The organism is Pseudomonas sp. AK-TSAG1-1 (genome assembly GCF_056821665.1).
Map to the genome: position 1 here is coordinate 2,794,720 of NZ_CM165965.1, position 21,902 is coordinate 2,816,621.

The following is a 21,902-nucleotide window of genomic DNA, read 5'->3' on the forward strand; positions in this document are numbered from 1 at the left end:
CGCAGGGCATTGTCAAGAAACAGCCTTTCAGTCTTGAGTTACATGTTTCGGGCCGGCCAAGGCCCAGGCAATCAGGCCAAACAACGGCAGGAAGACGATGGCGATGATCCACACGCCCTTGTTGCTGCCTTTGTCTGCGCTCTTGCGCACCCTGTTGATCGCCCACAATTCTATGATCACAAGAACGACGGCGAGTACGATCCAGACGGGTTCAATTTGCATGGGCTACCTCCTGATGGTCTCTCAGTTAGGTGAGCCTCGGCGCGCAGGGTTCATTTAAATTGTCCCGCTGCCTCCCGAATACTTCACGGCGGCGGCTGCCCGCGACGGCACGTTCAGCGCGCGCAACAACGACGACACATGGATGCGCACGGTGAACGGCGAGATATCCAGCGCCCGGGCGATTTCCTTGTTGGTCTTGCCTTGGGCGATCAGCCGCAACACGTCCTGCTGACGCGGGGTGAGGGCGGCGCCGGTCTCCAGCGGTAATAGCCCTGAAGGTGCGAACCTCACCAGCACTTCGCCTTCACGGATCGCCAGGATCGCCTCACCGATTTCGTCCGGGGCGATGTTCTTGCCGATGAAACCGTCGATGCTGGCCGCCATCACTTCACCGATCAGGGCTTCGTCGTCCACCATCGACACCACGATCAATGTGGTGCGCGGCAACTTTCGGCGCAGGTCGGCGAGTTGGCTGATGCACGTCAGGCCGGGGAAACGCAGGTCGAGAATCAGCGTGTCCGGCTCGCTGCCGCCGGGCAGCAAGGCCTGCACGGCGTCGAGATCTCCGGCTTCCTCGAGCGTCGCCTCGGGCAGCAGGCGCTGCACGGTGCGCCGCATGGCTTCGCGAAACAGTGGGTGATCGTCGGCTATGATGATTCGGCATGTCATGGCGTGACCCTCCCTGGATCAGGCGTTGTTCACGGCATGCACCTTAGCACCGCCGGCGCAGTTTGCCTGTCGCCGGGTGCTGAATCTGACGACGGTTGCACAAGGACGTTGCCCATGAAGTTCGAGAAAAACACCGAGCTGGATCAGGCCAATCTGCGGATTATCATCGCCAGCATTGCCATGGTGTATATCTGCGCGCTCGGTGTCTTGCCAGGTCAGCGCTTCGACACCTATGTGCCGGTGGTGGTTTACATCGCCCTGTTTCTGCTGGCGTCGATCGGCCTGCGCCAGGCCATCGTGCGTTGGCCCGGGCATTATCCGGCGCGGCGGATTTTCGGCATGGTCCACGATTACACCGGCACCTGCTTTGGCCTGGTGATCGGTGGCGAAGCGGCGTTGCCGCTGTATGCGGTGATCATCTGGGTCAACCTGGGCAACGGCATGCGCTACGGCTCGCGCTATCTGGCGATTGCCACGGGGCTGGCGCTGGTGGCGTTGATGGCGGTTTATCGGCTGACGCCGGTGTGGCAGGCGCAACCGTACATGGTGTTGATGCTGATGCTCACCAGCACGGTGATCCCGTTCTACGCGCACTTGCTGCTGGAGCGTACGCGCAAGGCGTCCGAAGAGGCCGTCGCGGCTAATCTGGAAAAGTCGCGGTTTCTGGCTCAGGCCAGTCACGATCTGCGCCAGCCGATTCACTCTATCGGCCTGTTTACCGCGTGCCTGCGCGAATCGCCGCTGGGTGCGGACGAGCGGCAGCTGGTCGACAACATCGACCGTTCGTTGCTCAACGTTTCGCAGTTGTTCCGCTCGATTCTCGATCTGTACACCCTCGACAACGGACGCGTCCTGCCCAAGCTGCAGGTGTTCAATCTGGGCGAGTGGCTCGCCGATCTGGTCCGGCAGAATACCGAAGCGGCGCGTTGGGCAGGCGTGGAACTGCGCTTGCGACGTTGCCCCTACTGGGTGCGAACTGATCCGGCGCTGCTCGCGACCATGGTGCAGAACGTGCTCTCCAATTGCTTCAAATACGGGGCACATCGTCCGGTGCTGATGGGTGTCCGTCGGCGTGGAACCGGGCTCGCGATCGTGATTTATGACCAGGGCAACGGGATCGCCGAAGAGCATTTGCCCAAGGTTTTCGAAGAGTTCTACCGGGTGCGCCAGGTGCGTGACAAGGACGTCGAAGGCGTGGGTCTCGGGCTGTCGATCGTCAAGCGTCTGGGGCAGTTGGTGGGTGTCGATGTCGCGCTGCGCTCGCAGCTTGGGCGGGGAACGGCGGTGACCTTGTTCGGGTTGCCTGTCGCTGCGCAGCCGCCGTTGTCGACCGGTCGTGATGACGCGCGGCAGGTCGGTCTGTTGACCGGTTTGAAGGTGTGTCTGGTGGAGGATGACCGCAACGTGCTGCTGGCAACCTCGGCGCTGCTCGAGCGTTGGGGCTGCGTGGTGCAGGCGGAGCTGACGGGCGTGGATCTGCTGACGGACTGCGAGATCATCGTCGCCGACTATGACCTCGGCCCGCACAGCAACGGTATCGAGTGCATCGACGCCGTGCGGCGTCAGCGCGGCTTCGCGGTGCCGGCCATGATCATCACCGGCCATGACATTGAAAAAATACAGGCGGCCTTGCACGACCGCCAAATTGCCATCCTGTCCAAACCGGTACGCCCGGCCGAGCTGCGCGCGACCTTGCGGGCCCTGCGCGACCGGCAAACCGACCCGGTCGAGGTCTGAATCAACGCTTGCAGAGGTAGTCCTGAGTGATGGTGGTTTGCAGGCAGTTGTACTGGCCCATGGTGCGGCAGATGTTTTTCTCCGAGCCGGTCACCTCGGCATTCTTGTAGCCCCAGGTCTTGCAGCGCTCCATCGCGACCGTCAGGCCTTGCGCGGCGCTGGTCTGGCCGCTTTCAAACTGGCCCAGTTCATAGGAGACCTGAACGACGCCGTCGTTCTTGCTGCCACCAGTGGCTTCCCACTGTTTGGGCGTGGCGCAGCCTGTCAGGGCGAAGGCGGTGAGGGTGAGAGTTGCGATCAGGGTTTTCATGATGGGACGGCGTCCTTTTCCGGGAAGATGAATTACTGAACTGGCAGTGGTGAGGCGCCTTTCGGCAGGCAGGACAGCGGCGGGCTCATGATGCCCATGCTCGCCACCGCGACAATGGCGCCGCTGGGTAACTCGCAGTTGTACTCGCCGGCCGGGGTGTAGGCGGTGTAGTAGGTGAGGGTGCTGTCGCTGCGGATGTTGTCGATTTTCGACACCGGTTTGCCGATGACGGTCTGGGCGCGTTCTTTCATGCTGGCTTCGGTGGGCTTGGCGGTCTGGCAACCGCTGGCGCCGACCAGCACGGCGCCGACGATGGCGACTTTGTACAGGTTTGCAGGCAGTTTCATGGTGCTTCTTCCTTGGTGTTGTTCTAATTTCCAGGCACAACGATCCCGCGCACTGCACAGCAGCAATGTTGGGGAGCATCGGGGGGTGCGAGGGAATATAACGCCGGGCGGCGGGGCGGTCGATTAGCACAAATGTGCTAGTGCGGCGGTGGGTGAGGCGACCCGGGCGGGTCGCCTCATGCCGATTATTGCGGGCTGTTGAACTGGTCGGAATAGCTGCCGGTCATCAGCGCCGAGGCAACGCGATCGGAGCCGACCCCAACGCGCGAATAGGCATAACGGTTGGCGCCGACCTTGTCGGTCCCGTCGGAGGCCAGGGTATTGGCGCTGACATGATCTGAGCCATCGGAAGCGACCGCTCCAGCGCCGACATGATCGGAACCGTCGGAAGCGACCGCACCAGCGCCGACGTGATCGGAACCGTCGGAAGCGACTGCACCAGCGCCGACATGATCGGAACCGTCGGAGGCGACTGCACCCGCGCCGACATGATCGGAACCATCGGAGGCAACCGCTCCAGCGCCTACATGATCAGATCCATCGGAGGCGACCGCCCCAGCCTTCACATGGTCTGCGCCATCGGAAGCCACCGCCTGCGGCTGTGCAGCCCAGGCCGTTGGCAGCATGACGGTCGCTGCGACCGCAAGAATGGCGCCAGACAAAAGCGTGTGTTTCATGATTTTCTCCACGACCCATCAGCCACACAGCATTCGTTGGCCCGGGGTTGACCAGATTGGCGATTGGCACGGGCGCACTGCAAAGCGCACGGGTGTCGACGTATTGCATGAAACCGCGATAGCGAACTGAAAAGTATAGATCGGTAAAACGGCGGCACCGGTGGCGGGCGCGAGGAAGCGATAGTCGGTTAACTTCCTTGCACAAGACTGCTTGAAGGAAATCAGTCTAAAAACAGGCGCCCATGGCTACGAGGCTTTTGCTAGCCTCAAAGGTGTAGGCGAAGACGCAGACTGATGCGCAAGCGGATAGCAAGGGGACGTGGGGCGCGTTCCGAAGGGTACACGGTTAGAAAGATCTCCGCGCTGAGATCCAGCCCTTATGCCGTGTGAGGCAGCAAAGCGCCGCTCTTTTTCCATGGTTGCTTTGTACTGTGAGAGGCCCGATAAACCTTGTAAGCCAGAGACCAGCACTGGCCGCCTACTCGAACGACAAAGCCCGCATTGCTGCGGGCTTTGTCGTTGTTGCAGGATCAGATTTTCGACAGCGCGTGTGCCAGATCGGCGCGCAGGTCTTCGAGGTCTTCGACACCCACCGACAGACGCACCAGGCCATCGCCAATGCCCAGTTTCGCGCGTGTTTCAGCTGGAATGGTCGCGTGGGTCATGATCGCCGGATGCTCGATCAGACTTTCGACGCCGCCCAGGCTTTCGGCCAGCGCAAAGATCTTCACGTTTTCCAGAAAGCGCCGTGCGCCCTCCAGATCACTGTTCAGATCCACCGAGATCATCCCGCCAAAACCGTGCATCTGCCGTTTGGCCAACTCATGCTGCGGGTGCGACGGCAGGCCCGGATAGTAGACGCGTTTGACCTGCGGTTGCTGTTCCAGCCACTTGGCCAGTTCCAGCGCGTTGCTGCAATGACGCTCCATGCGCAGCGCCAGGGTTTTCACCCCGCGCAATGTCAGGAACGCGTCGAACGGCCCGGAAATCGCGCCGACGGCGTTTTGCAGGAAGCCGAGTTTGTCCGCCAGTTCGGCATTCTGCCCAACCACCGCAATGCCGCCGATCACGTCCGAGTGCCCGTTCAGGTACTTGGTGGTCGAGTGCAGCACGATGTCGAAACCCAGCTCCAGCGGCCGCTGGATATACGGGCTGGCGAAGGTGTTGTCGGCCACGCTGATGATCCCGCGTGCGCGGCAGATACGGGCGATAGCGGCGAGGTCCGACAGGCTCAGCAATGGGTTGGTCGGTGACTCGACGATGACCAGGCGTGTGTCGTCCTGCAGCGCCGCTTCGAACGCTGCCAGGTCAGTCAGATCGACGTAGCTGAAACGATGCCCGGCACTGCGCTGGCGCACCTTGTCGAACAGGCGGAACGTGCCGCCGTACAGGTCATTACCGGAGATGACGTGCGAACCGGCATCGATCAGTTCGAGCACGGTGGAAATCGTCGCCAGCCCGGATGCGAAGGCGAACGCGCGGGTGCCGCCCTCCAGATCCGCCACGCAACGCTCCAGAGCGAAACGCGTCGGGTTGTGCGAGCGCCCGTAGTCGAAGCCCTTGTGCACGCCGGGGCTGTCCTGCAGGTACGTCGAGTTGGCGTAGATCGGCGGCATCAGCGCGCCAGTAGTCGGGTCCGGCGTTTGCCCGGCGTGGATCACCCGGGTCGCGAAGCCTTGGGATTTATCGTCGTGCTGACTCATGCGAGGGATCTCCGTAATTGGTTGAGCATGTCGGTGCGCGTAATCAGGCCGTGGAAGCCCGAGGCGTCGGCGATGATCGCCACGAGGCCGCGACTGAGCACCGATTCCAGCTCGGCGAGGTGGGCGCCGGGCGCGAGGGTTTGCAGCTTGTCGGTCATCACGCTGGACACCGATTGACTGAAGCGTGCGGCGTCTTCGTGCACCGCCAGCAGGATGTCGGATTCGTCGATCACGCCGACCAGCTGTTTGCCTTCAACCAGCACCGGCAGTTGCGAGACGTCCGCCAGACGCATGCGCTGGAACGCGGTCAGCAGGGTGTCGTCGGGGCCGACGCTGATCACTCGACCGTCTTCGAAGCGGCGGGCGATCAGGTCGCGCAGGTCGCCATAACCCTTGCGTTGCAACAGGCCCTGATCGGTCATCCACTGATCGTTGTAGACCTTCGACAGATAGCGCGTACCGGTGTCGCAGACGAAGCTGACCACGCGTTTTGGCTCGGTCTGTTCGCGGCAATAACGCAGCGCGGCGGCGAGCAGGGTGCCGGTCGACGAGCCACCGAGAATGCCTTCGGCGCGCAGCAACTGGCGGGCATGATCGAAGCTTTCTTCGTCGCTGATCGAGTAGGCGTGGCGCACGCTGGTCAGATCGGTAATCGACGGAATGAAATCCTCGCCGATGCCTTCCACTGCCCATGATCCGGGTTTGGGCATCGTGCCGTCGCGGCTGTATTGCGCCATCACCGAACCGACCGGATCGGCCAGGACCATTTCCAGATCCGGCTGTACACGCTTGAAGAAGCGGCTGAGGCCGGTCAGGGTGCCGGCGGAACCGACGCCGACCACGATCGCATCCAGGTCATGCTCGGTCTGCGCCCAGATTTCCGGTGCGGTACTGCACTCGTGGGCCAGCGGGTTGGCGGGGTTGTTGAACTGGTCGGCGAAGAAGGCGCCGGGAATGTCTTTGGCCAGGCGTGCGGCGACGTCCTGGTAGTACTCGGGGTGACCCTTGCCGACATCCGAGCGGGTGATGTGCACCTCGGCGCCCATGGCTTTCAAGTGCAGGACTTTCTCGGTGGACATTTTGTCCGGCACCACCAGCACCACGCGGTAGCCTTTGGCGCGGCCAACCAGCGCCAGGCCCAGGCCAGTGTTGCCAGCGGTGGCTTCGACGATGGTGCCACCCGGTTGCAGGCGGCCATCGCGTTCAGCGGCGTCGATCATCGCCAGGCCGACGCGATCCTTGATCGAGCCGCCAGGGTTCTGTGATTCGAGTTTGAGAAACAGTGTGCACGGTCCGGTATCGAAGCGAGTGACTTGAACCAGCGGAGTATTGCCGATCAGCCCAAGTACGGCAGGGCGTGATTCCTTTGACATTTCTTCACCTCTTAGTGGTGTTGATCGCGTTCCATTCGCGGGGAAAAGCTCGCGTGCAACATAGGCTCAGACATGATCTGTCGCAACCTTTAGTCAGTCGCGAATTCAGCCATTTCGATCTAACCATAGAACAAAATCGAAACCTGCAAGGGGCCGGTTATGGCGGGTTTATATCGAGGCGCCATTGAGTATTCAAAGGGCGTCGTATCGGTCATCAACGGCTTGATCTGCTGATCAATATCCTGCAGTGCACACCCTTGGGTGATGCGTGAACGGAATCGTTGCGAGGCGATAAGCCGCGATCATTCGATCATGAGGGAAACTTGTGATCATCAAGATTAAAATGAGTTTGTCTCACCAAGGCTTGATCTCGACAATGGCCACCATCAACAAGACATTGGAGTTTTTTGTTATGGCACTGGCCCATTCCCTCGGATTTCCGCGCATCGGTCGCGACCGCGAACTGAAGAAGGCGCAAGAGGCGTTCTGGAAAGGAGAACTGAACGAGGCCGGCCTGCGTGAGGTGGGTCGTGAGCTGCGCAAGGCCCACTGGGACCTGCAGAAAAACGCCGGCATCGAACTGCTGCCGGTGGGCGATTTCGCCTGGTACGACCAGGTGCTCACCCACTCGTTGATGTTCGGCGTGATCCCCGAGCGCTTCCGACCGCACGACGGCAAGGCCACGCTGCAAACCCTGTTCGGCATGGCCCGTGGCGTCAGCGACAGTTGCTGCGGCGGTGCCCACGCTCAGGAAATGACCAAGTGGTTCGACACCAACTACCACTACCTGGTCCCGGAATTCAGCGCCGATCAACAGTTTCAGCTTGGCTGGGAACAGTTGTTCGAAGAAGTCGAAGAGGCCCGGGCACTGGGTCACAACGTCAAGCCAGTGATCATCGGGCCGCTGACTTACCTGTGGCTGGGCAAGGCCAAAGGCGCCGAATTCGACAAGCTGGAATTGCTGGATCGTTTGCTGCCGCTGTACGGGCAGATCTTCGCCCGGCTAGCCGCACTCGGTGTTGAGTGGGTACAGATCGACGAGCCGATTCTGGTACTCGATCTGCCGCAGGACTGGAAGAACGCCTTCGAGCGCGCCTACAACCAGATTCAGCGTGATCCGCTGAAGAAGCTGGTTGCCACCTACTTCGGTGGTCTGGAAGAAAACCTCGGTCTGGCCGCCAATTTGCCGGTCGATGGCCTGCACATTGATCTGGTGCGCGCACCGGAGCAGTACCCGACCATCCTTGATCGTCTGCCGGCCTATAAAGTGTTGTCGCTGGGTGTGGTCAATGGTCGTAACGTCTGGCGCTGCGATCTGGAAAGCGCCCTCGTTACCTTGCAGCATGCGCATGAGCGTCTGGGTGATCGTCTGTGGGTCGCGCCATCGTGCTCGCTGCTGCACAGCCCGGTGGACCTTGGCCGCGAAGACCAACTCGATGCCGAATTGAAAAGCTGGCTGGCGTTCGCCGTACAGAAGTGCGAAGAGGTGGCTGTTCTGACGCAAGCGGTCAACCAGCCGGAAGCACCCAACGTGCTGCGCGCATTGACTCAAAGCCGCTCGGTTCAGGCGGCTCGCGCCGCTTCCCCCCGTATTCACAAACCTGCCGTCGAGGCGCGTGTTGCCGCGATCACAGGCAAAGACAGCCAGCGCCAGTCGCCGTTTACCCGGCGCATCGGCAAACAACGCGCCAGGCTCGACTTGCCATTGTTCCCGACGACCACCATCGGTTCGTTTCCGCAGACCGCTTCGATTCGTCTGGCGCGCCAGTCATTCAAGCAGGGCAAGCTGAGCGAAGCCGAATACACCGAAGCCATGTACAGCGAAATCCGCCACGCCGTGGAAATCCAGGAGCAACTGGGGCTCGATGTACTGGTGCATGGTGAAGCCGAACGCAACGACATGGTCGAGTACTTCGCCGAGCAACTGGACGGCTACGTGTTCACTCGTTTCGGCTGGGTGCAGAGCTACGGTTCGCGCTGCGTCAAACCGGCGGTGATCTTTGGCGATCTGAGTCGTCCGAAGGCCATGACTGTGGAGTGGATCCGCTACGCCCAAGGCCTGACCAACAAGGTCATGAAAGGCATGCTGACCGGCCCCGTGACCATGCTGATGTGGTCGTTTCCCCGCGAAGACGTGTCCCGTGAAGTCCAGGCTCGCCAACTGGCGTTGGCGATCCGCGATGAGGTGGTGGATCTGGAAGCCGCCGGGATCAAGATCGTGCAGATCGACGAAGCCGCGTTCCGCGAAGGTTTGCCATTGCGTCGGGCGCAGTGGCAGCACTATCTGGACTGGGCCACCGAAGTATTCCGCCTGTGCGCTTGCGGCGTGCGTGACGAAACCCAGATCCACACTCACATGTGCTACAGCGAGTTCAACGATGTGATCGAGTCCATCGCCGCGATGGACGCCGACGTGATCACCATCGAAACCTCGCGCTCGAACATGGAACTGCTCGATGCTTTCGAAGCCTTCGCCTACCCGAACGAGATCGGCCCGGGCGTCTACGACATCCACTCGCCACGCGTCCCGGATGCCTCGGAAATGGCCAACCTGCTGCGCAAGGCCGCCCAGCGGATTCCGGCAGAGCGGCTGTGGGTCAACCCGGACTGCGGCCTGAAAACCCGTGGCTGGCCGGAGACTGAAGCGGCGCTGGTGCACATGGTCACGGCCGCTCGCCAACTACGCAAAGAACTGGCCTGAAGCCCTGAGCACAATCCCCCTGTGGGAGCGAACCTGCTGGCGAACACGGTGCATCAGCCAAGGATGTGTCGACTGACACTTCGCCTTCGCGAGCAAGCCCGCTCCCACAGGGGATAGTCGATGGGTGGCGGATCTGCGGCTGGCCGGGATCAAAGGTGGGAGTGGGCTTGCTCACGAAGGGGCCGGTTGATTCAGCACGGGTGTTGGCTGATCGGACGCCTTCGCGAGCAAGCCCGCTCCCACAGGGGATAGTCGGTGGATGGCGGATCTGCGGCTGGCCGGGATCAAGGGTGGGAGTGGGCTTGCTCACGAAGGGGCCGGTTGATTCAGCACGGGTGTTGGCTGATCGGACGCCTTCGCGAGCAGGCTCGCTCCCACAGGGGGATAGTCGATGGGTGGCGGATCTGCGGCTGGCCGGGATCAAAGGTGGGAGTGGGCTTGCTCACGAAGGGGCCGGTTGATTCAGCACGGCTGTTGGCTGATCGGACGCTTTCGCGAGCAAGCCCGCTCCCACAGGGGATAGTTGGTGGATGGCGGATCTGCGGCTGGCCGGGATCAAGGGTGGGAGTGGGCCTGCTCACGAAGGGGCCGGTTGATTCAGCGCGGGTGTTGGCTGATCGGACGCCTTCGCGAGCAGGCTCGCTCCCACAGGGGGATAGTCGATGGGTGGCGGATCTGCGGCTGGCCGGGATCAAAGGTGGGAGTGGGCTTGCTCACGAAGGGGCCGGTTGATTCAGCGCGGGTGTTGGCTGATCGGACGCCTTCGCTAGCAAGCCCGCTCCCACAGGGGATAGTCGGTGGATGGCGGATCTGCGGCTGGCCGGGATCAAGGGTGGGAGTGGGCTTGCTCACGAAGGGTCGGTTGATTCAGCACGGGTGTTGGCTGATCGGACGCTTTCGCGAGCAGGCTCGCTCCCACAGGGAGTTGTGCAGTTTGGCAATTGGGGAGGTGGGCTCACACCGTGTCAGTGGCGGCTCATCAACCCGTGAAGTACGCCTAGGCGCAGCCCGGGTTCCGACGGCACCATCTGCGAAATGCCGAACACCTTGAACGCCGCCAGCATCAGCACCAGCCCGCCCGGGAGGATGCTCTGGCGATGCGGCTGCAAGCCGGCAAGCTTCAATTGCTGGACGTCCTGCACTTTCAGCAGCAGGAGCGACAGGCGCAACAGGCCGCCATAGGTAATGCCGTCCTGGCCGAAGTCGTTGAGCCGATTGGCCTTGAGCACTTTTGCCAGCATGCGTGCGGTGCCTGACGAGCCGATGGTCTGCTGCCAGCCCTGTGCGCGGTAGCGCCGGGCGACTTTCTCGAATTGCAGGATGGCGACACGCTCGGCTTCTTGCAGCGCGCCGGGAGCGATCCGTCCGTCGGGGAAATAGCGTGAACCCAGCGTGCCGCTACCAATGGCGATGCTTTCAGTGAGCAGCGGTTGCGTACCCTGGCCCAGAATCAGCTCGGTGGAACCACCACCGATGTCGACCACCAGCCGCAAGTCTTCGGCGCCTGCCAGCGTGTGGGTCACGCCGGCGTACACCAGGCGCGCCTCCTCATGGCCGCAAATGACGTCAATGGGAAAACCCAGATGCCGCTCGGCGCTGGCGAGAAACAATTGCGCATTGTCGGCCTCGCGTACGGCGCTGGTCGCCACCGCTCGAACCCGACCCGCTTCAAAGCCGCGCAGTTTTTTGCCAAACCGTGCCAGCGCCTGCCAGCCACGATCCAGGGCCATCGTGTCCAGTGCACCGCCTTCGAAGCCCTCGGCCAGCCTTACCGGCTCGCGCAAGGTTTTCACCTCCTGAATCACGAAGCCCTTTCGGCTGCGAACCGACTGGCCGATCATCATTCGAAACGCGTTCGAACCCAGGTCGATGGCGGCAAACAGCGAGGCGTCTGATTTCATGGGAGTCCTTGCAAAACGTCCGTCGAAGGCGCAAGACGGTTTGCGAGGATTCTGCCGCTGTCTTGATGACATCCTGATGACGGGGCAGGGGCGGTTCAATGAATTTGCGGTTGTCACGACACTGTCATTATCCGGCGTCTATGCTGAGCCCAATCAATCGCGTGTTCTTAAAGTTTTTGCTGCCTCTTTTGGCAGCTTTTTTTTGCCTGCGATTTGCCAATCCCTGCGCAAGGTTGCAATCGCCGACGGCACTTGGCTAATATACGATCCATATACACTTCGTATCGGATTCGGATATGGGCATCGTAAAGATTTCAGAAGACATGCACGAGAACCTGCGCATCTCCAGCACCGCACTCAGCCGCTCGATCAACGCGCAGGCTGAGCACTGGATGCGCATCGGCATGCTCGCCGAACTGCACCCCAACCTCGACCACAGCGCCATTTGCCGCTTGCTGATCCGCGCCGAACAGAACGGCGGGCTGGATCTGCATCAACTGACTCAGGAAGCCGTCAGCGCATGAGAAACCAGATCAAGATCAACACCCCTGCCGAAATCGCCCAGTCGCGCGCTGCCGGCAAGCTGGCCGCCGAAGTACTGGCGATGCTGGTGCCGCACGTCAAGGCCGGGGTGAGTACCGATGAGCTGGATCGGTTGTGCAACGATTACATCGTCAATGTGCAGAAGGCGATTGCGGCCAACGTCGGTTATCACGGCTTCCCGAAAACCGTCTGTGCCTCGGTCAACGATGTGGTGTGCCATGGCATTCCCTCGGGCACACCGTTGCAGGACGGCGACATCGTCAACCTCGACATCGCGGTGATCAAGGACGGCTGGTTCGGCGACACCAGTCGCATGTACGTGGTGGGTGAGACGACGCCTGAGGCGCAGCACCTGATCAAGACCACTTACGAGGCGATGTGCGCCGGCATTCGCATGGTGCGCCCGGGCGCGACGCTGGGTGACATCGGCCATGCGATCCAGAGCCTGGCGGAGAAGGAAGGTTTCAGCGTGGTGCGCGAGTACTGCGGCCATGGCATTGGCAAGGTCTATCACGATGAACCGCAGATCCTGCATTACGGTTTTCCCAATCAGGGCATGAAGCTCAAGGCGGGGATGATCTTCACTGTCGAGCCGATGCTCAATGCCGGCAAACGCCATGTGAAGAACATGCCGGACGGCTGGACCGTGCTGACCAAGGACGGCTCGTTGTCGGCGCAGTGGGAGCACATGGTAGCGGTGACGGAGACGGGCTTCGAAGTGCTGACGGCATGGCCGGACGACATTGAAGGTTTCACCCCGATTAGCTGAGTGCCCCAAAGAACGGTGGGAGCGGGCTTGCTCGCGAATGCGGTGCGTCAGTCACTGTTGATGTCGAATGACACAGCGCATTCGCGAGCAAGCCCGCTCCCACAAGGGGATTTGTGGTGTTATTGAGACCCTCAGTGAGCGCCTGCCGCTTTGTTGAGGTCGCTTTCAGTCCACTCGGTGTACACGCAGGCATCGGCGGTCGCCCAGCGCACCCGCACCGCATCTGCGGCCTTGAGCGGCATGCCCGCCGCCGACAGCGCCTTCACCGTCATCGAAGTCCCGCCCGAGGTGACCACGCTGCAAGTCTGGCTTTCTCCCAGGAACAGCACTTCCACGACCTTCGCCGACACTTCATTCCAACCCGCTGCCAACGGCTCATCATTTGCCTGTTGCACGCTCAGCGCCAGGGCCTTTTCCGGGCGCACCATCAGCAGCACATCCTGATCGGTGTGCAACCCGGCAGTCAGTCGAATCGACAGCGACTGCCCCTCAAAGCTCGCCGCTGCGTTGCCCTGCGCCTTGAGCTTGAGGAAGTTCGAGTTGCCGAGAAACGATGCGACAAACGCATTCGGCGGGTTCTGGTACAAGTCATAACCGCTGCCCAGACCGACAATCTTGCCGTGACTGAAAATCGCGATGCGCTGTGACAGACGCATGGCTTCTTCCTGATCGTGGGTCACGTAGACGATGGTGATGCCCAGGCGTCGATGCAGCTGGCGCAGTTCGTCCTGCAGGTCTTCCCGCAGCTTTTTGTCCAACGCACCCAGCGGTTCGTCCATCAATAGAATGCGTGGCTCGTAAACCAGCGCCCGGGCAATGGCAACCCGTTGCTGCTGGCCGCCAGAGAGTTGCGAAGGACGGCGGTGAGCGAACTGTTCCAGCTGCACCAGTTTCAACATGGCATCGACGCGCTTGTCCCGTTCGGCGGCGGCGAGTTTGCGGATCGCCAGCGGGAAGGCAATGTTGTCGCGCACCGACAGATGCGGAAACAGCGAGTAACGCTGGAACACCATGCCGATGTCGCGCTTGTGCGGTGGCACATTGACCAGCGACTGACCGTTGACCAGGATCTCGCCGCTGCTTGGCGTTTCGAATCCGGCGAGCATCGACAGCGTGGTGCTCTTGCCCGAGCCGCTGGAGCCGAGGAACGTCAGGAACTCGCCGTCCTTGATGTCCAGCGAGATATTGTCGACGGCGGCAAAGTCGCCGTAGTGCTTGTTCAGGTTGCGCAGGCTGACCAGGGGTTTGTCGTTCTGCTGGGATGCGTCTTTGATCACGGCACTCATGTCGTACTCCTGGCGCTCAAGCGCTGATTTCGTTGCGCCGGCGCAATGCGGCGGCGATCACCATGACCAAAACCGACAAGCCGATCAGCAGCGTCGAAGCGACGGCGATCACCGGTGTCAGGTCCTGGCGCAGGGTGGTCCACATTTTCACGGGAAGGGTTTGCAGGGTCGGGCTGGCCATCATCACGCTGAGCACCACTTCGTCCCACGAAACCAGAAAGGCGAAGAGGGCGCCGGCGACCATGCCCGGGCGAATCGCCGGGAAGGTCACCTTGAACACCGCTTGCAGGCGCGAGGCGCCGCAGATCACCGCCGCATCCTCAATCGACTGATCGAACAGTTTCAGCGAGTTGATGATCGAGATGATGGTGAACGGCAGCGCGACGATCACATGGCTGACGACGAAGGCGAACATCGTCCCGGTATAACCGAGCTTGAGGAACAGCGCGTACACCGCCACGGCGATGATCACCAGCGGCACGATCATCGGCAGGGTGAATAGGCCGTAGAGCATTTCCCGGCCGGGAAAACGGCCACGTACCAGGGCGAATGCGGTCGGCAAACCGAGGGCCACGGCGCAGATCGTGGTCAGTACGGCGACCTTGAGGCTGGCCGCTGCAGCGTTCATCCAGTCGGCATTGGAGAAGAACTGGCCGTACCATTTCAGCGTCCAGCCCGGCGGCGGGAACACCAGCCACTGGGATGAGCCGAACGACAGCAGGACGATGAACACGATCGGCAACAGCAGGAACAGACCGATCAGCCCGGTGGTGGCGTAGAGGCCGAAGCGCATCCGCCGGCTCATGGCATTGGGAGTCAGGAGCATCTCGGCTTACCTCGCGTTGCTGGCGCCAACCGGGGATTCCGGCTGAAGCTTCAGGTAGAAGTAGAACAGCACCAGCGTGATCGCGATCAGCAACGCGGCGCCGGCACTGGCCAGGCCCCAGTTGAGGAACGATTGCACCTGCTGAATGATGAACTCCGGCAGCATCATGTTCTGCGCTCCGCCCAGCAGCGCCGGGGTGACGTAGTAACCGAGCGACATCACGAACACCATCAACCCGCCGGACGCCAGACCCGGCCGGCACAGCGGCAGGAACACCCGGAAGAAGTTGGTCCACGGACTTGCGCCACAGATCGAGCCAGCCTGCAGGATCATCGGGTCGATGGCCTGCATCGTCGCCTGTAACGGCAGCACGATGAACGGGATCATGATGTAGCTCATGCCGATCACCACGCCGGTCAGGTTGTGCACCATTTCCAGCGGCTGATCGATAATGCCCAAGGCCATCAGCGCCTTGTTGATCACACCGGACGCTTGCAGCAATACCAGCCACGAATAGGTGCGGGCGAGCAGGCTGGTCCACATCGACAGCAACACGATGTTGAGGATCCAGCGTCCCCAGCCGCGCGGCACCAGCGTGATTGCCCAGGCCAGCGGAAAGCCCAGCAGCAGGCTGAACAGCGTCACCAGCCCGGCCACCGAAAAGGTATTGAGCAGGACGCGGGCATATGCCGAGTTGGCGAACAATTGTTCATAGTTGCCAAGGCCCGGGGTCGGTTCCAGCACGCCACGCAATAGCAAGCCAATCAACGGCGCGAGAAAGAACAGGCCGAGGAACAGCAGCGCCGGTGCGAGGTTGCCGGCGCCGCGCCAGCGTTGTCTGAGGGACGGGGCTTGCTGCATCGCAACCGCCTGTTTTGCGTGGGCTGAACCGGCAGCGCTGGTAGCGCTCCCGGCGACAGAGGAGGGACGGGACGCAGTGGCCGCCATTTTCATTTGACCAGCCATTCGTTCCACCGTGTCGCGATGGCTTGACCGTTCTTGGCCCAGTACGCGAAATCAAGAGTGATCTGATCCTTAGCGTAGGCAGTCGGCAGGTTCGGGGCCAGCACCGAGTCCAGGCGCGCCACACTGTCGACGTTGACCGGGGCGTAGGCGGTCAGGTTGGAGAAGTCGGCCTGGCCTTTGGCGCTGCTGGCGTTGGCCAGGAACTTCATCGCCGCGTCCTTGTTTTTCGAGCCTTTTGGAATTACCAGAATGTCGGCCATGACCAGGTTCTGTTTCCAGCTCACACCCACCGGTGCGCCGTCTTCCTGCAGGGCGTGAATCCGGCCGTTCCAGAACTGGCCCATGCTCGCTTCGCCGGACGCCAGCAGTTGCTGCGACTGCGCGCCGCCGCCCCACCAGACGATGTCTTTCTTGATGGTGTCGAGTTTCTTGAAGGCGCGATCCAGGTCCAACGGGTAGAGCTTGTCGGCCGGCACACCGTCAGCCAGCAGCGCCAGTTCGAGCACGCCGGGGCTTGGCCATTTATACAGGGCGCGTTTGCCGGGGTAGGTCTTGGTGTCGAACAGCGCCGTCCAGTCTTGCGGCTTGGCCGCGCCGAGTTTGCCTTCGTTGTAGCCGAGGACGAAGGAGAAGAAGAATGAGCCGACGCCGTAGTCGCTGACGAAACGCGGGTCGATCTTGTCGCGCTGGATGACTTTGAAATCGAGGGGTTCGAGCAGGCCTTCGGCCGCGGCGCGCAGGGCGAAGTCGGCTTCGACATCAACCACGTCCCACTGCACGTTGCCGCTTTCGACCATGGCCTTGAGTTTGCCGTAGTCGGTCGGGCCGTCCTGCACCACGGTGATGCCGCTGGCCTTGCTGAATGGATCGGCCCAGGCCTGTTTCTGCGCATCCTGGGTGCTACCGCCCCAGCTGACAAAGTTCACACTCTCGGCGGCCATCGCGGCCTGGCCGGTCACGCTCAGCAGTCCCGCAAAAAGGATTGCGGTTGCAGCTTTGTTCAACACCATTTTTACGCCCTCATTGTTGTGTTTTTGAGCGGGCTTGCGTTGTTGCCCGCCTGTCGGGAGCAGTAGCTGGACGGTTTTTCAGGTCGTCCGGTCTATGGAATATCATATTATGGTATTCCAAACTTTGTGCAAGCACTTTGCCTTACCGGCTATCTGGCGAATGTGCTTTTTTTGGGGTTGTGAGATGCCGATCTGAAATGCAAAACACTTGTGGGAGGGGGCTTGCTCCCGAATGCGCTTGATCATTCAACATTGATGTCGACTGATACGGAGCCTTCGGGAGCAAGCCCCCTCCCACAGTTGGAATTGTGTTTGGCTTCGGTTATTCAGTGAATGGGATGCTCTCGACCACTTCCAGGTCATACCCGGTCAACCCTGCATACTTGAGCGGCGGGCCGAGGTGCCGAAGCTTGCCTACCCCAAGGTTCTGCAGAATCTGCGCCCCGGTGCCCACCTCTGAATAGATTCGCGATTGCGAGCGGCTGAACTGGCGAGGCGGCTGGGTCAGTTGCGGCACGCGTTCGAGCAACGCCTGCGATGACTCATGATTGGCCAGCACCACGACCACGCCATGCCCTTCGGCCGCGACCCGTTGCAATGCGGCCCACAACGTCCAGTTCGTCGGCCCGCTGTACTCGGCACCCACCAGATCGCGCAGCGGATCGATCACATGCACGCGCACCAGCGTCGGCTCTTCACGGCGCAGATCGCCCATGACCATCGCCATGTGCACGCCACCCTCAATGCGATCTTCGAAGGTGATCAGGCGGAAGGTGCCATGCACCGTCCGCAGCTCCCGCTCGCCGATGCGCTCGATGGTATGTTCGGTGCTCAGGCGATAGTGGATCAGGTCGGCGATGGTGCCGATCTTGATCCCGTGCTTGCGCGCAAAGACTTCCAGGTCCGGGCGACGGGCCATGGTGCCGTCGTCGTTCATCACCTCGACGATCACCGAGGCCGGCGTGAAGCCCGCCAGCCGCGCCAAGTCGCAACCGGCCTCGGTGTGACCGGCACGGGTCAGTACGCCACCTTCCTTGGCGCGCAACGGAAAGATATGGCCGGGCTGCACCAGGTCTTCTGCACGAGCGTTCGGCGCCACCGCAGCGGCCACCGTGCAAGCGCGGTCAGCGGCGGAAATGCCGGTAGTCACGCCGACCGCCGCTTCGATGGAAACCGTGAACGCGGTACTGAACACGCTGCCATTGCTCGGCACCATTTGCTCCAGCCCCAGTCGCTGGCAATGATCGTCAGTCAACGTCAGGCAAATCAGCCCCCGGGCCTCACGGGCCATGAAACTGATCGCCTCGGGCGTGCAACGGTCGGCGGCCAGCAACAGGTCGCCTTCGTTTTCCCGGTCTTCGTCATCGACCAGCAGCACCATTTTGCCGAGGCGATAATCTTCGATGATTTCTTCGATGCTGTTGAAGGCCATGCTGGACTCTCGATGTGGATGAAATTTGTGGTATACCATAATACAAATTCAACCAAGAGGTCACTATGAAGGCGTACTGGATTGCCCACGTGGATGTCGCGGATGCCGAGCACTACAGCCAATACACCCAGCGCGCGCCGAAAGCGTTCGCCGAGTTCGGCGCGAAGTTTTTAGCCAGAGGCGGGCGCAGCGAAGCAATGGAAGGGCGGGCGACGCCGCAGCGCAGCGTGGTGATTGAATTCGACAGCTACGAGCAAGCCGTGGCGTGCTATCGCTCGGCGGCGTATCAGGAGGCGAAAAGCTACCGCGAGGAGTGGGCGAGGGCGGAGATCATAATTGTGGAAGGGATGGCGCTGTAACGTCTTGCCTGCAAACCCGCAGGAACTACAAAATCGAACGTGGCCGCGATCTTTTGATATTTTTCTGGATCAGGAGATAGCCTGACGGACGGAATTTAATGCCTGCGGTTTTGCACGATGTGCTCTTAGGGAATATTGATGCGCATGACAAAAGAAATGTTTGCAGGTTGGCGAGTAGGCCTCTGGCTAGTGGCGGCTCTATTGGTAAATGCGGTCTTTCTGTCTTTTCTGATTCTCGGGAACAGTGCCAAGGGACGCGATCTGGAAATGATTAAAACCAAAGAACCCCTGCTGATCGAAGGGCAAGGTGGCGATGACAATTACTATGTCCTGCCGATGGGTACAACGCTATATCACGATAAAAGCTTTCCTGAAGGGCACGATCGTTATGTTGTGTATCTGAATCACAAAGGTGCCATTGCCCACGAAGAAGTCCCAATGAAGCCTGAATATGGCGGTTCTTTTATTGATCCTCTTTGGCTCGCCAATATTGATGCCGATACCTTGAAGGACATTTTCAAGCGTTTCCCGCTCTCCAAGAAAGACATCTCCGCTGCTCTCAAAGCCAATGAAATCACCAAAGATGATTTGGCGGATATCATTCGTGCGATGCCGGATTGAGTGAACAGCTGTCGAGGACCCGGGCCCAGCTCTGCATCTCTGGCAAGTGATATTTAATCAACGCATGAAATGAATCTTGCCGCTGTCGTCATTGCCCATGTACATGCCATAGACCCCGGCCTGGCGTTCCTCGATGTAGCGTTCGAGGATTTGCCGGATCGCCGGGTAGTAGATCTGCTCCCACGGAATGTCCTCGGGGGCGAAGAACTTGTAGTCCAGGGTCTCGGGGCCGAACTGGCCGGTGATCTCCAGCGCGAGGGCGCGGAAGATGATGTAGACCTCGCTGATCTTCGGCACGCTGAAGATCGAGTACGGCGAGACGATTTCCGCGCGTACGCCGCTTTCTTCCCAGACTTCGCGCAAGGCGGCCTGTTCGGTGGTTTCGCCGCTTTCCATGAAGCCGGCCGGCAAGGTCCAGGTGCCCGGGCGCGGGGGAATCGCCCGTTGGCACAAGAGGTATTTGCCGTCCTGCTCGATGATGCAGCCGGCGATGATCTTCGGGTTCACATAGTGGATGTAGCCGCAGCCACGGCACATCAGGCGCTCGTGCGTATCGCCCGGCGGCACTTGCTGACCGAGGTCGGCGCCACCGCATTTCGGGCAAAAGCTCGGGCTGAACATGTCAGTGACCTATGCGTGGTTCTTTCAGCGCGATGGGCAGGGTGATCGGTGGCGTTGCTCCGGTCTCTTCCTGTTTGCGCTTGAGGTAATCGAGGGCCACGGCCGCGGCAGCGCGCACGTGATCGACACAGGCCTGATGCGCCGCCAGCGGATCGCCGCTCTTGATCGCCTCGACCATTTTTTCCATTTCCTGGTTGCTCGCGCCGCGACGGTTTTCCTGGGACACCGACGTCGCCCGCAGGTAGCTGATGCGCGCCTGCAACTGACGCAGTTGAGTCGCCGCGACATGGTTGCCGGAGCCTTCGAGCAGTACGTCGTAGAAACCCTGAACCGAATCGATCACCTGTTGCAGCTCGCCGTCCTTGAGCGCCTTGCGGTTCTCGTCGAGGGCTTTTTCCAGGGCCTTGATGTCTTTGGCCTTGGCGCGCAGGGTGAACAACTGGACGATCAGGCCTTCGAGTACGCAGCGCAGCTCATAGATGTCGACCGCGTCGGCGAGGGTGATGATCGCCACGCGCGGGCCCTTGGCGTCGGCGAACTCCACCAGGCCTTCGGATTCCAGGTGACGCAAGGCTTCGCGAACGGAAGTGCGGCTCACGCCCAGACGATCGCACAGATCGCGTTCGACCAGACGATCGCCTGGCAGAAGCTGGAAGTTCATGATGGCGCTTCGCAGTTTATCCAGCACGATTTCGCGCAGGGTAACGGGGTTGCGATTGACCTTGAAGCTGTCGTCGAGTGGCAGGCGTTTCATGGGGTCCGCTCTTTAAGTTGGCTGTCCATGCCAGACGGGCATTCAAACAGCCGAGGGGTTAACTGGAGGCCTCGGCGTCGGCTTCGGCGAAGGCTTCACGGGCGAGCCGGAAACTGTCCACGGCTGCCGGGACGCCGCAATAAATACCGACCTGAAGCAGAATTTCGCGTATTTGCTCACGACTCAGGCCGTTACGCAAGGCGCCGCGCACATGCAGCTTGAGTTCATGCGGACGGTTGAGCGCTGAGATCATCGCCAGGTTGATCATGCTGCGCTCCTTGAGCGACAGACCCTCACGCCCCCAGACATGGCCCCAGCAGTATTCGGTGACCATTTCCTGCAACGGACGGGTGAAGTCGTCGGCGTTTTCCATCGAGCGCTGCACGTAAGCTTCACCCAGCACCTGAGTGCGAATCTTCAGACCTTTTTCGTACTTCTCGTTACTCATAAATCCTCCAGTCACCACAATTCCCTTGTGGGAGCGGGCTTGCTCGCGAATGCGGTAGCTCATTCAGCATAGAGGTCGACTGACACGACGCCTTCGCGAGCAAGCCCGCTCCCACACTGGGATTTGTGTGAATCTTTCAGGCCAGGGTCGGCAGCGGCCCGAGCTTGCCCTTGTGATAAATCATCGGCGTCACCGGTTGCGCCGGCAGAATCAGGTTCTTCACTGCGCCAACAATGATCGCGTGATCGCCGCCGTCATATTCGCGCCACAACTCGCATTCGATGATCGCCGTGGCCTTGGCGAGGATCGGGTTACCGAGTTCGCTCAAATGCCACTCGATATTCCTGGCCTTGTCCTTGCCTTTACCAGCGAAGGCATAGGCCTCGGCGGTCTGGTCGGCGGACAGCAAATGGATCGCGAACTTCTTGCTGTCGCGCAGTACCGGGTAGGTGTCGGAGGCGTAGTTGGGGCAGAACAGCACCAGTGCCGGATCAATCGACAGCGCACTGAAGGCACTGGCCGTGATGCCGACAATGGCGCCTGCCGGGTCGAGGGTGGTGACCACCGTGACCCCGGACGGAAACGAGCTCATCACATCTTTGTAAATGCCGGGTTCGATCATGTCGC

Annotated in this window: 23 protein-coding genes; 6 read left to right on the forward strand and 17 right to left on the reverse strand. The window is 60.9% G+C overall.

Annotated features, from left to right (window positions below):
• Positions 1-27: 27 nt before the first annotated feature.
• Both AC1UK9_RS12525 and AC1UK9_RS12530 read right to left on the reverse strand, forming a co-directional pair.
• Positions 28-222 (reverse strand): PLDc N-terminal domain-containing protein, encoded by a 195-nt coding sequence (locus tag AC1UK9_RS12525; RefSeq protein WP_025111614.1) that lies wholly within the window; start codon positions 220-222, stop codon positions 28-30.
• A gap of 54 nt (positions 223-276) precedes the next feature.
• Entirely contained in the window at positions 277-891 is a 615-nt protein-coding gene (locus tag AC1UK9_RS12530; RefSeq protein WP_482580252.1) for a LuxR C-terminal-related transcriptional regulator, read from the reverse strand.
• Positions 892-1,005: 114 nt separating this feature from the next.
• Here AC1UK9_RS12530 and AC1UK9_RS12535 point away from each other — a divergent pair, with 114 nt between their 5' ends.
• Positions 1,006-2,628: an ATP-binding response regulator gene (locus AC1UK9_RS12535; protein WP_482580253.1), complete on the forward strand. Its 1,623-nt coding sequence runs from the start codon at positions 1,006-1,008 to the stop codon at positions 2,626-2,628.
• A 1-nt stretch (position 2,629) separates the two neighbouring features.
• Here the strand turns inward: AC1UK9_RS12535 and yecR are convergent, their stop codons facing one another.
• The 5 genes from yecR to AC1UK9_RS12560 all read right to left on the reverse strand — a co-directional run bounded on the left by yecR (position 2,630) and on the right by AC1UK9_RS12560 (position 7,038).
• The gene (yecR, locus tag AC1UK9_RS12540; RefSeq protein WP_025111617.1) at positions 2,630-2,938 is read right to left on the reverse strand and encodes a YecR family lipoprotein; all 309 of its coding nucleotides are present in this window, start codon (positions 2,936-2,938) and stop codon (positions 2,630-2,632) included.
• 32 nt (positions 2,939-2,970) lie between these two features.
• Complete coding sequence (locus AC1UK9_RS12545; protein ID WP_473015446.1) at positions 2,971-3,285, reverse strand: hypothetical protein; 315 nt, start codon at positions 3,283-3,285, stop codon at positions 2,971-2,973.
• 185 nt (positions 3,286-3,470) lie between these two features.
• Positions 3,471-3,962, reverse strand: a complete 492-nt coding sequence (locus tag AC1UK9_RS12550; RefSeq protein ID WP_482580255.1) for a phage infection protein — start codon at positions 3,960-3,962, stop codon at positions 3,471-3,473.
• Positions 3,963-4,492: 530 nt separating this feature from the next.
• A complete protein-coding gene (locus tag AC1UK9_RS12555; RefSeq protein ID WP_473015448.1) occupies positions 4,493-5,665 on the reverse strand; it encodes a cystathionine gamma-synthase in 1,173 nt (390 codons plus the stop codon).
• On the reverse strand, positions 5,662-7,038 hold the full coding sequence (locus tag AC1UK9_RS12560) for a pyridoxal-phosphate dependent enzyme (protein ID WP_025111621.1): 1,377 nt from the start codon (positions 7,036-7,038) through the stop codon (positions 5,662-5,664). Before AC1UK9_RS12560 ends, AC1UK9_RS12555 begins: the two co-directional genes overlap by 4 nt.
• 412 nt (positions 7,039-7,450) lie before the next feature.
• On the opposite strand from AC1UK9_RS12560, the gene metE reads away from it, so the two are divergent.
• Positions 7,451-9,739, forward strand: coding sequence for a 5-methyltetrahydropteroyltriglutamate--homocysteine S-methyltransferase (gene metE / locus AC1UK9_RS12565; protein ID WP_482580257.1), 2,289 nt, complete (start codon positions 7,451-7,453; stop codon positions 9,737-9,739).
• Positions 9,740-10,704: 965 nt separating this feature from the next.
• On the opposite strand, the gene AC1UK9_RS12570 is transcribed toward metE, so the two are convergent.
• A complete protein-coding gene (locus AC1UK9_RS12570) occupies positions 10,705-11,640 on the reverse strand; it encodes a Ppx/GppA phosphatase family protein (RefSeq protein ID WP_473015452.1) in 936 nt (311 codons plus the stop codon).
• Positions 11,641-11,936: 296 nt separating this feature from the next.
• Here AC1UK9_RS12570 and AC1UK9_RS12575 point away from each other — a divergent pair, with 296 nt between their 5' ends.
• Both AC1UK9_RS12575 and map read left to right on the forward strand, forming a co-directional pair.
• Positions 11,937-12,164 carry a ParD-like family protein gene (locus AC1UK9_RS12575; protein ID WP_025111624.1) on the forward strand — a complete coding sequence of 76 codons (228 nt, stop codon included), beginning with the start codon at positions 11,937-11,939 and terminating at the stop codon, positions 12,162-12,164.
• Complete coding sequence (map, locus tag AC1UK9_RS12580) at positions 12,161-12,952, forward strand: type I methionyl aminopeptidase (RefSeq protein WP_482580259.1); 792 nt, start codon at positions 12,161-12,163, stop codon at positions 12,950-12,952. Before AC1UK9_RS12575 ends, map begins: the two co-directional genes overlap by 4 nt.
• A gap of 131 nt (positions 12,953-13,083) precedes the next feature.
• On the opposite strand, the gene AC1UK9_RS12585 is transcribed toward map, so the two are convergent.
• From AC1UK9_RS12585 to ribBA, 5 genes are all read right to left on the reverse strand, one after another.
• Entirely contained in the window at positions 13,084-14,238 is a 1,155-nt protein-coding gene (locus AC1UK9_RS12585) for an ABC transporter ATP-binding protein (RefSeq protein WP_473015453.1), read from the reverse strand.
• Between the two features lie 16 nt (positions 14,239-14,254).
• On the reverse strand, positions 14,255-15,064 hold the full coding sequence (locus tag AC1UK9_RS12590; protein WP_025111627.1) for an ABC transporter permease: 810 nt from the start codon (positions 15,062-15,064) through the stop codon (positions 14,255-14,257).
• Positions 15,065-15,070: 6 nt separating this feature from the next.
• Positions 15,071-16,018: an ABC transporter permease gene (locus AC1UK9_RS12595; RefSeq protein WP_473015985.1), complete on the reverse strand. Its 948-nt coding sequence runs from the start codon at positions 16,016-16,018 to the stop codon at positions 15,071-15,073.
• The gene (locus AC1UK9_RS12600) at positions 16,015-17,040 is read right to left on the reverse strand and encodes an ABC transporter substrate-binding protein (RefSeq protein ID WP_003225720.1); all 1,026 of its coding nucleotides are present in this window, start codon (positions 17,038-17,040) and stop codon (positions 16,015-16,017) included. The genes AC1UK9_RS12595 and AC1UK9_RS12600 overlap by 4 nt, the downstream gene beginning before the upstream one ends.
• A gap of 322 nt (positions 17,041-17,362) precedes the next feature.
• Positions 17,363-18,472 carry a bifunctional 3,4-dihydroxy-2-butanone-4-phosphate synthase/GTP cyclohydrolase II gene (gene ribBA / locus AC1UK9_RS12605; protein WP_482580263.1) on the reverse strand — a complete coding sequence of 370 codons (1,110 nt, stop codon included), beginning with the start codon at positions 18,470-18,472 and terminating at the stop codon, positions 17,363-17,365.
• Between the two features lie 65 nt (positions 18,473-18,537).
• Here ribBA and AC1UK9_RS12610 point away from each other — a divergent pair, with 65 nt between their 5' ends.
• On the forward strand, positions 18,538-18,831 hold the full coding sequence (locus AC1UK9_RS12610) for a DUF1330 domain-containing protein (protein WP_482580264.1): 294 nt from the start codon (positions 18,538-18,540) through the stop codon (positions 18,829-18,831).
• Between the two features lie 138 nt (positions 18,832-18,969).
• The gene (locus AC1UK9_RS12615) at positions 18,970-19,452 is read left to right on the forward strand and encodes a hypothetical protein (RefSeq protein ID WP_482580265.1); all 483 of its coding nucleotides are present in this window, start codon (positions 18,970-18,972) and stop codon (positions 19,450-19,452) included.
• Between the two features lie 57 nt (positions 19,453-19,509).
• Here the strand turns inward: AC1UK9_RS12615 and AC1UK9_RS12620 are convergent, their stop codons facing one another.
• The 4 genes from AC1UK9_RS12620 to AC1UK9_RS12635 form a co-directional block, all read right to left on the reverse strand.
• Positions 19,510-20,073 carry an NUDIX hydrolase gene (locus tag AC1UK9_RS12620; RefSeq protein WP_025111636.1) on the reverse strand — a complete coding sequence of 188 codons (564 nt, stop codon included), beginning with the start codon at positions 20,071-20,073 and terminating at the stop codon, positions 19,510-19,512.
• Between the two features lies 1 nt (position 20,074).
• Positions 20,075-20,827 carry a GntR family transcriptional regulator gene (locus AC1UK9_RS12625; protein WP_011334614.1) on the reverse strand — a complete coding sequence of 251 codons (753 nt, stop codon included), beginning with the start codon at positions 20,825-20,827 and terminating at the stop codon, positions 20,075-20,077.
• 58 nt (positions 20,828-20,885) lie between these two features.
• The gene (locus tag AC1UK9_RS12630) at positions 20,886-21,275 is read right to left on the reverse strand and encodes a carboxymuconolactone decarboxylase family protein (protein ID WP_102356542.1); all 390 of its coding nucleotides are present in this window, start codon (positions 21,273-21,275) and stop codon (positions 20,886-20,888) included.
• A gap of 136 nt (positions 21,276-21,411) precedes the next feature.
• Positions 21,412-21,897 (reverse strand): flavin reductase family protein, encoded by a 486-nt coding sequence (locus AC1UK9_RS12635; RefSeq protein WP_025111637.1) that lies wholly within the window; start codon positions 21,895-21,897, stop codon positions 21,412-21,414.
• Positions 21,898-21,902: the final 5 nt, after the last annotated feature.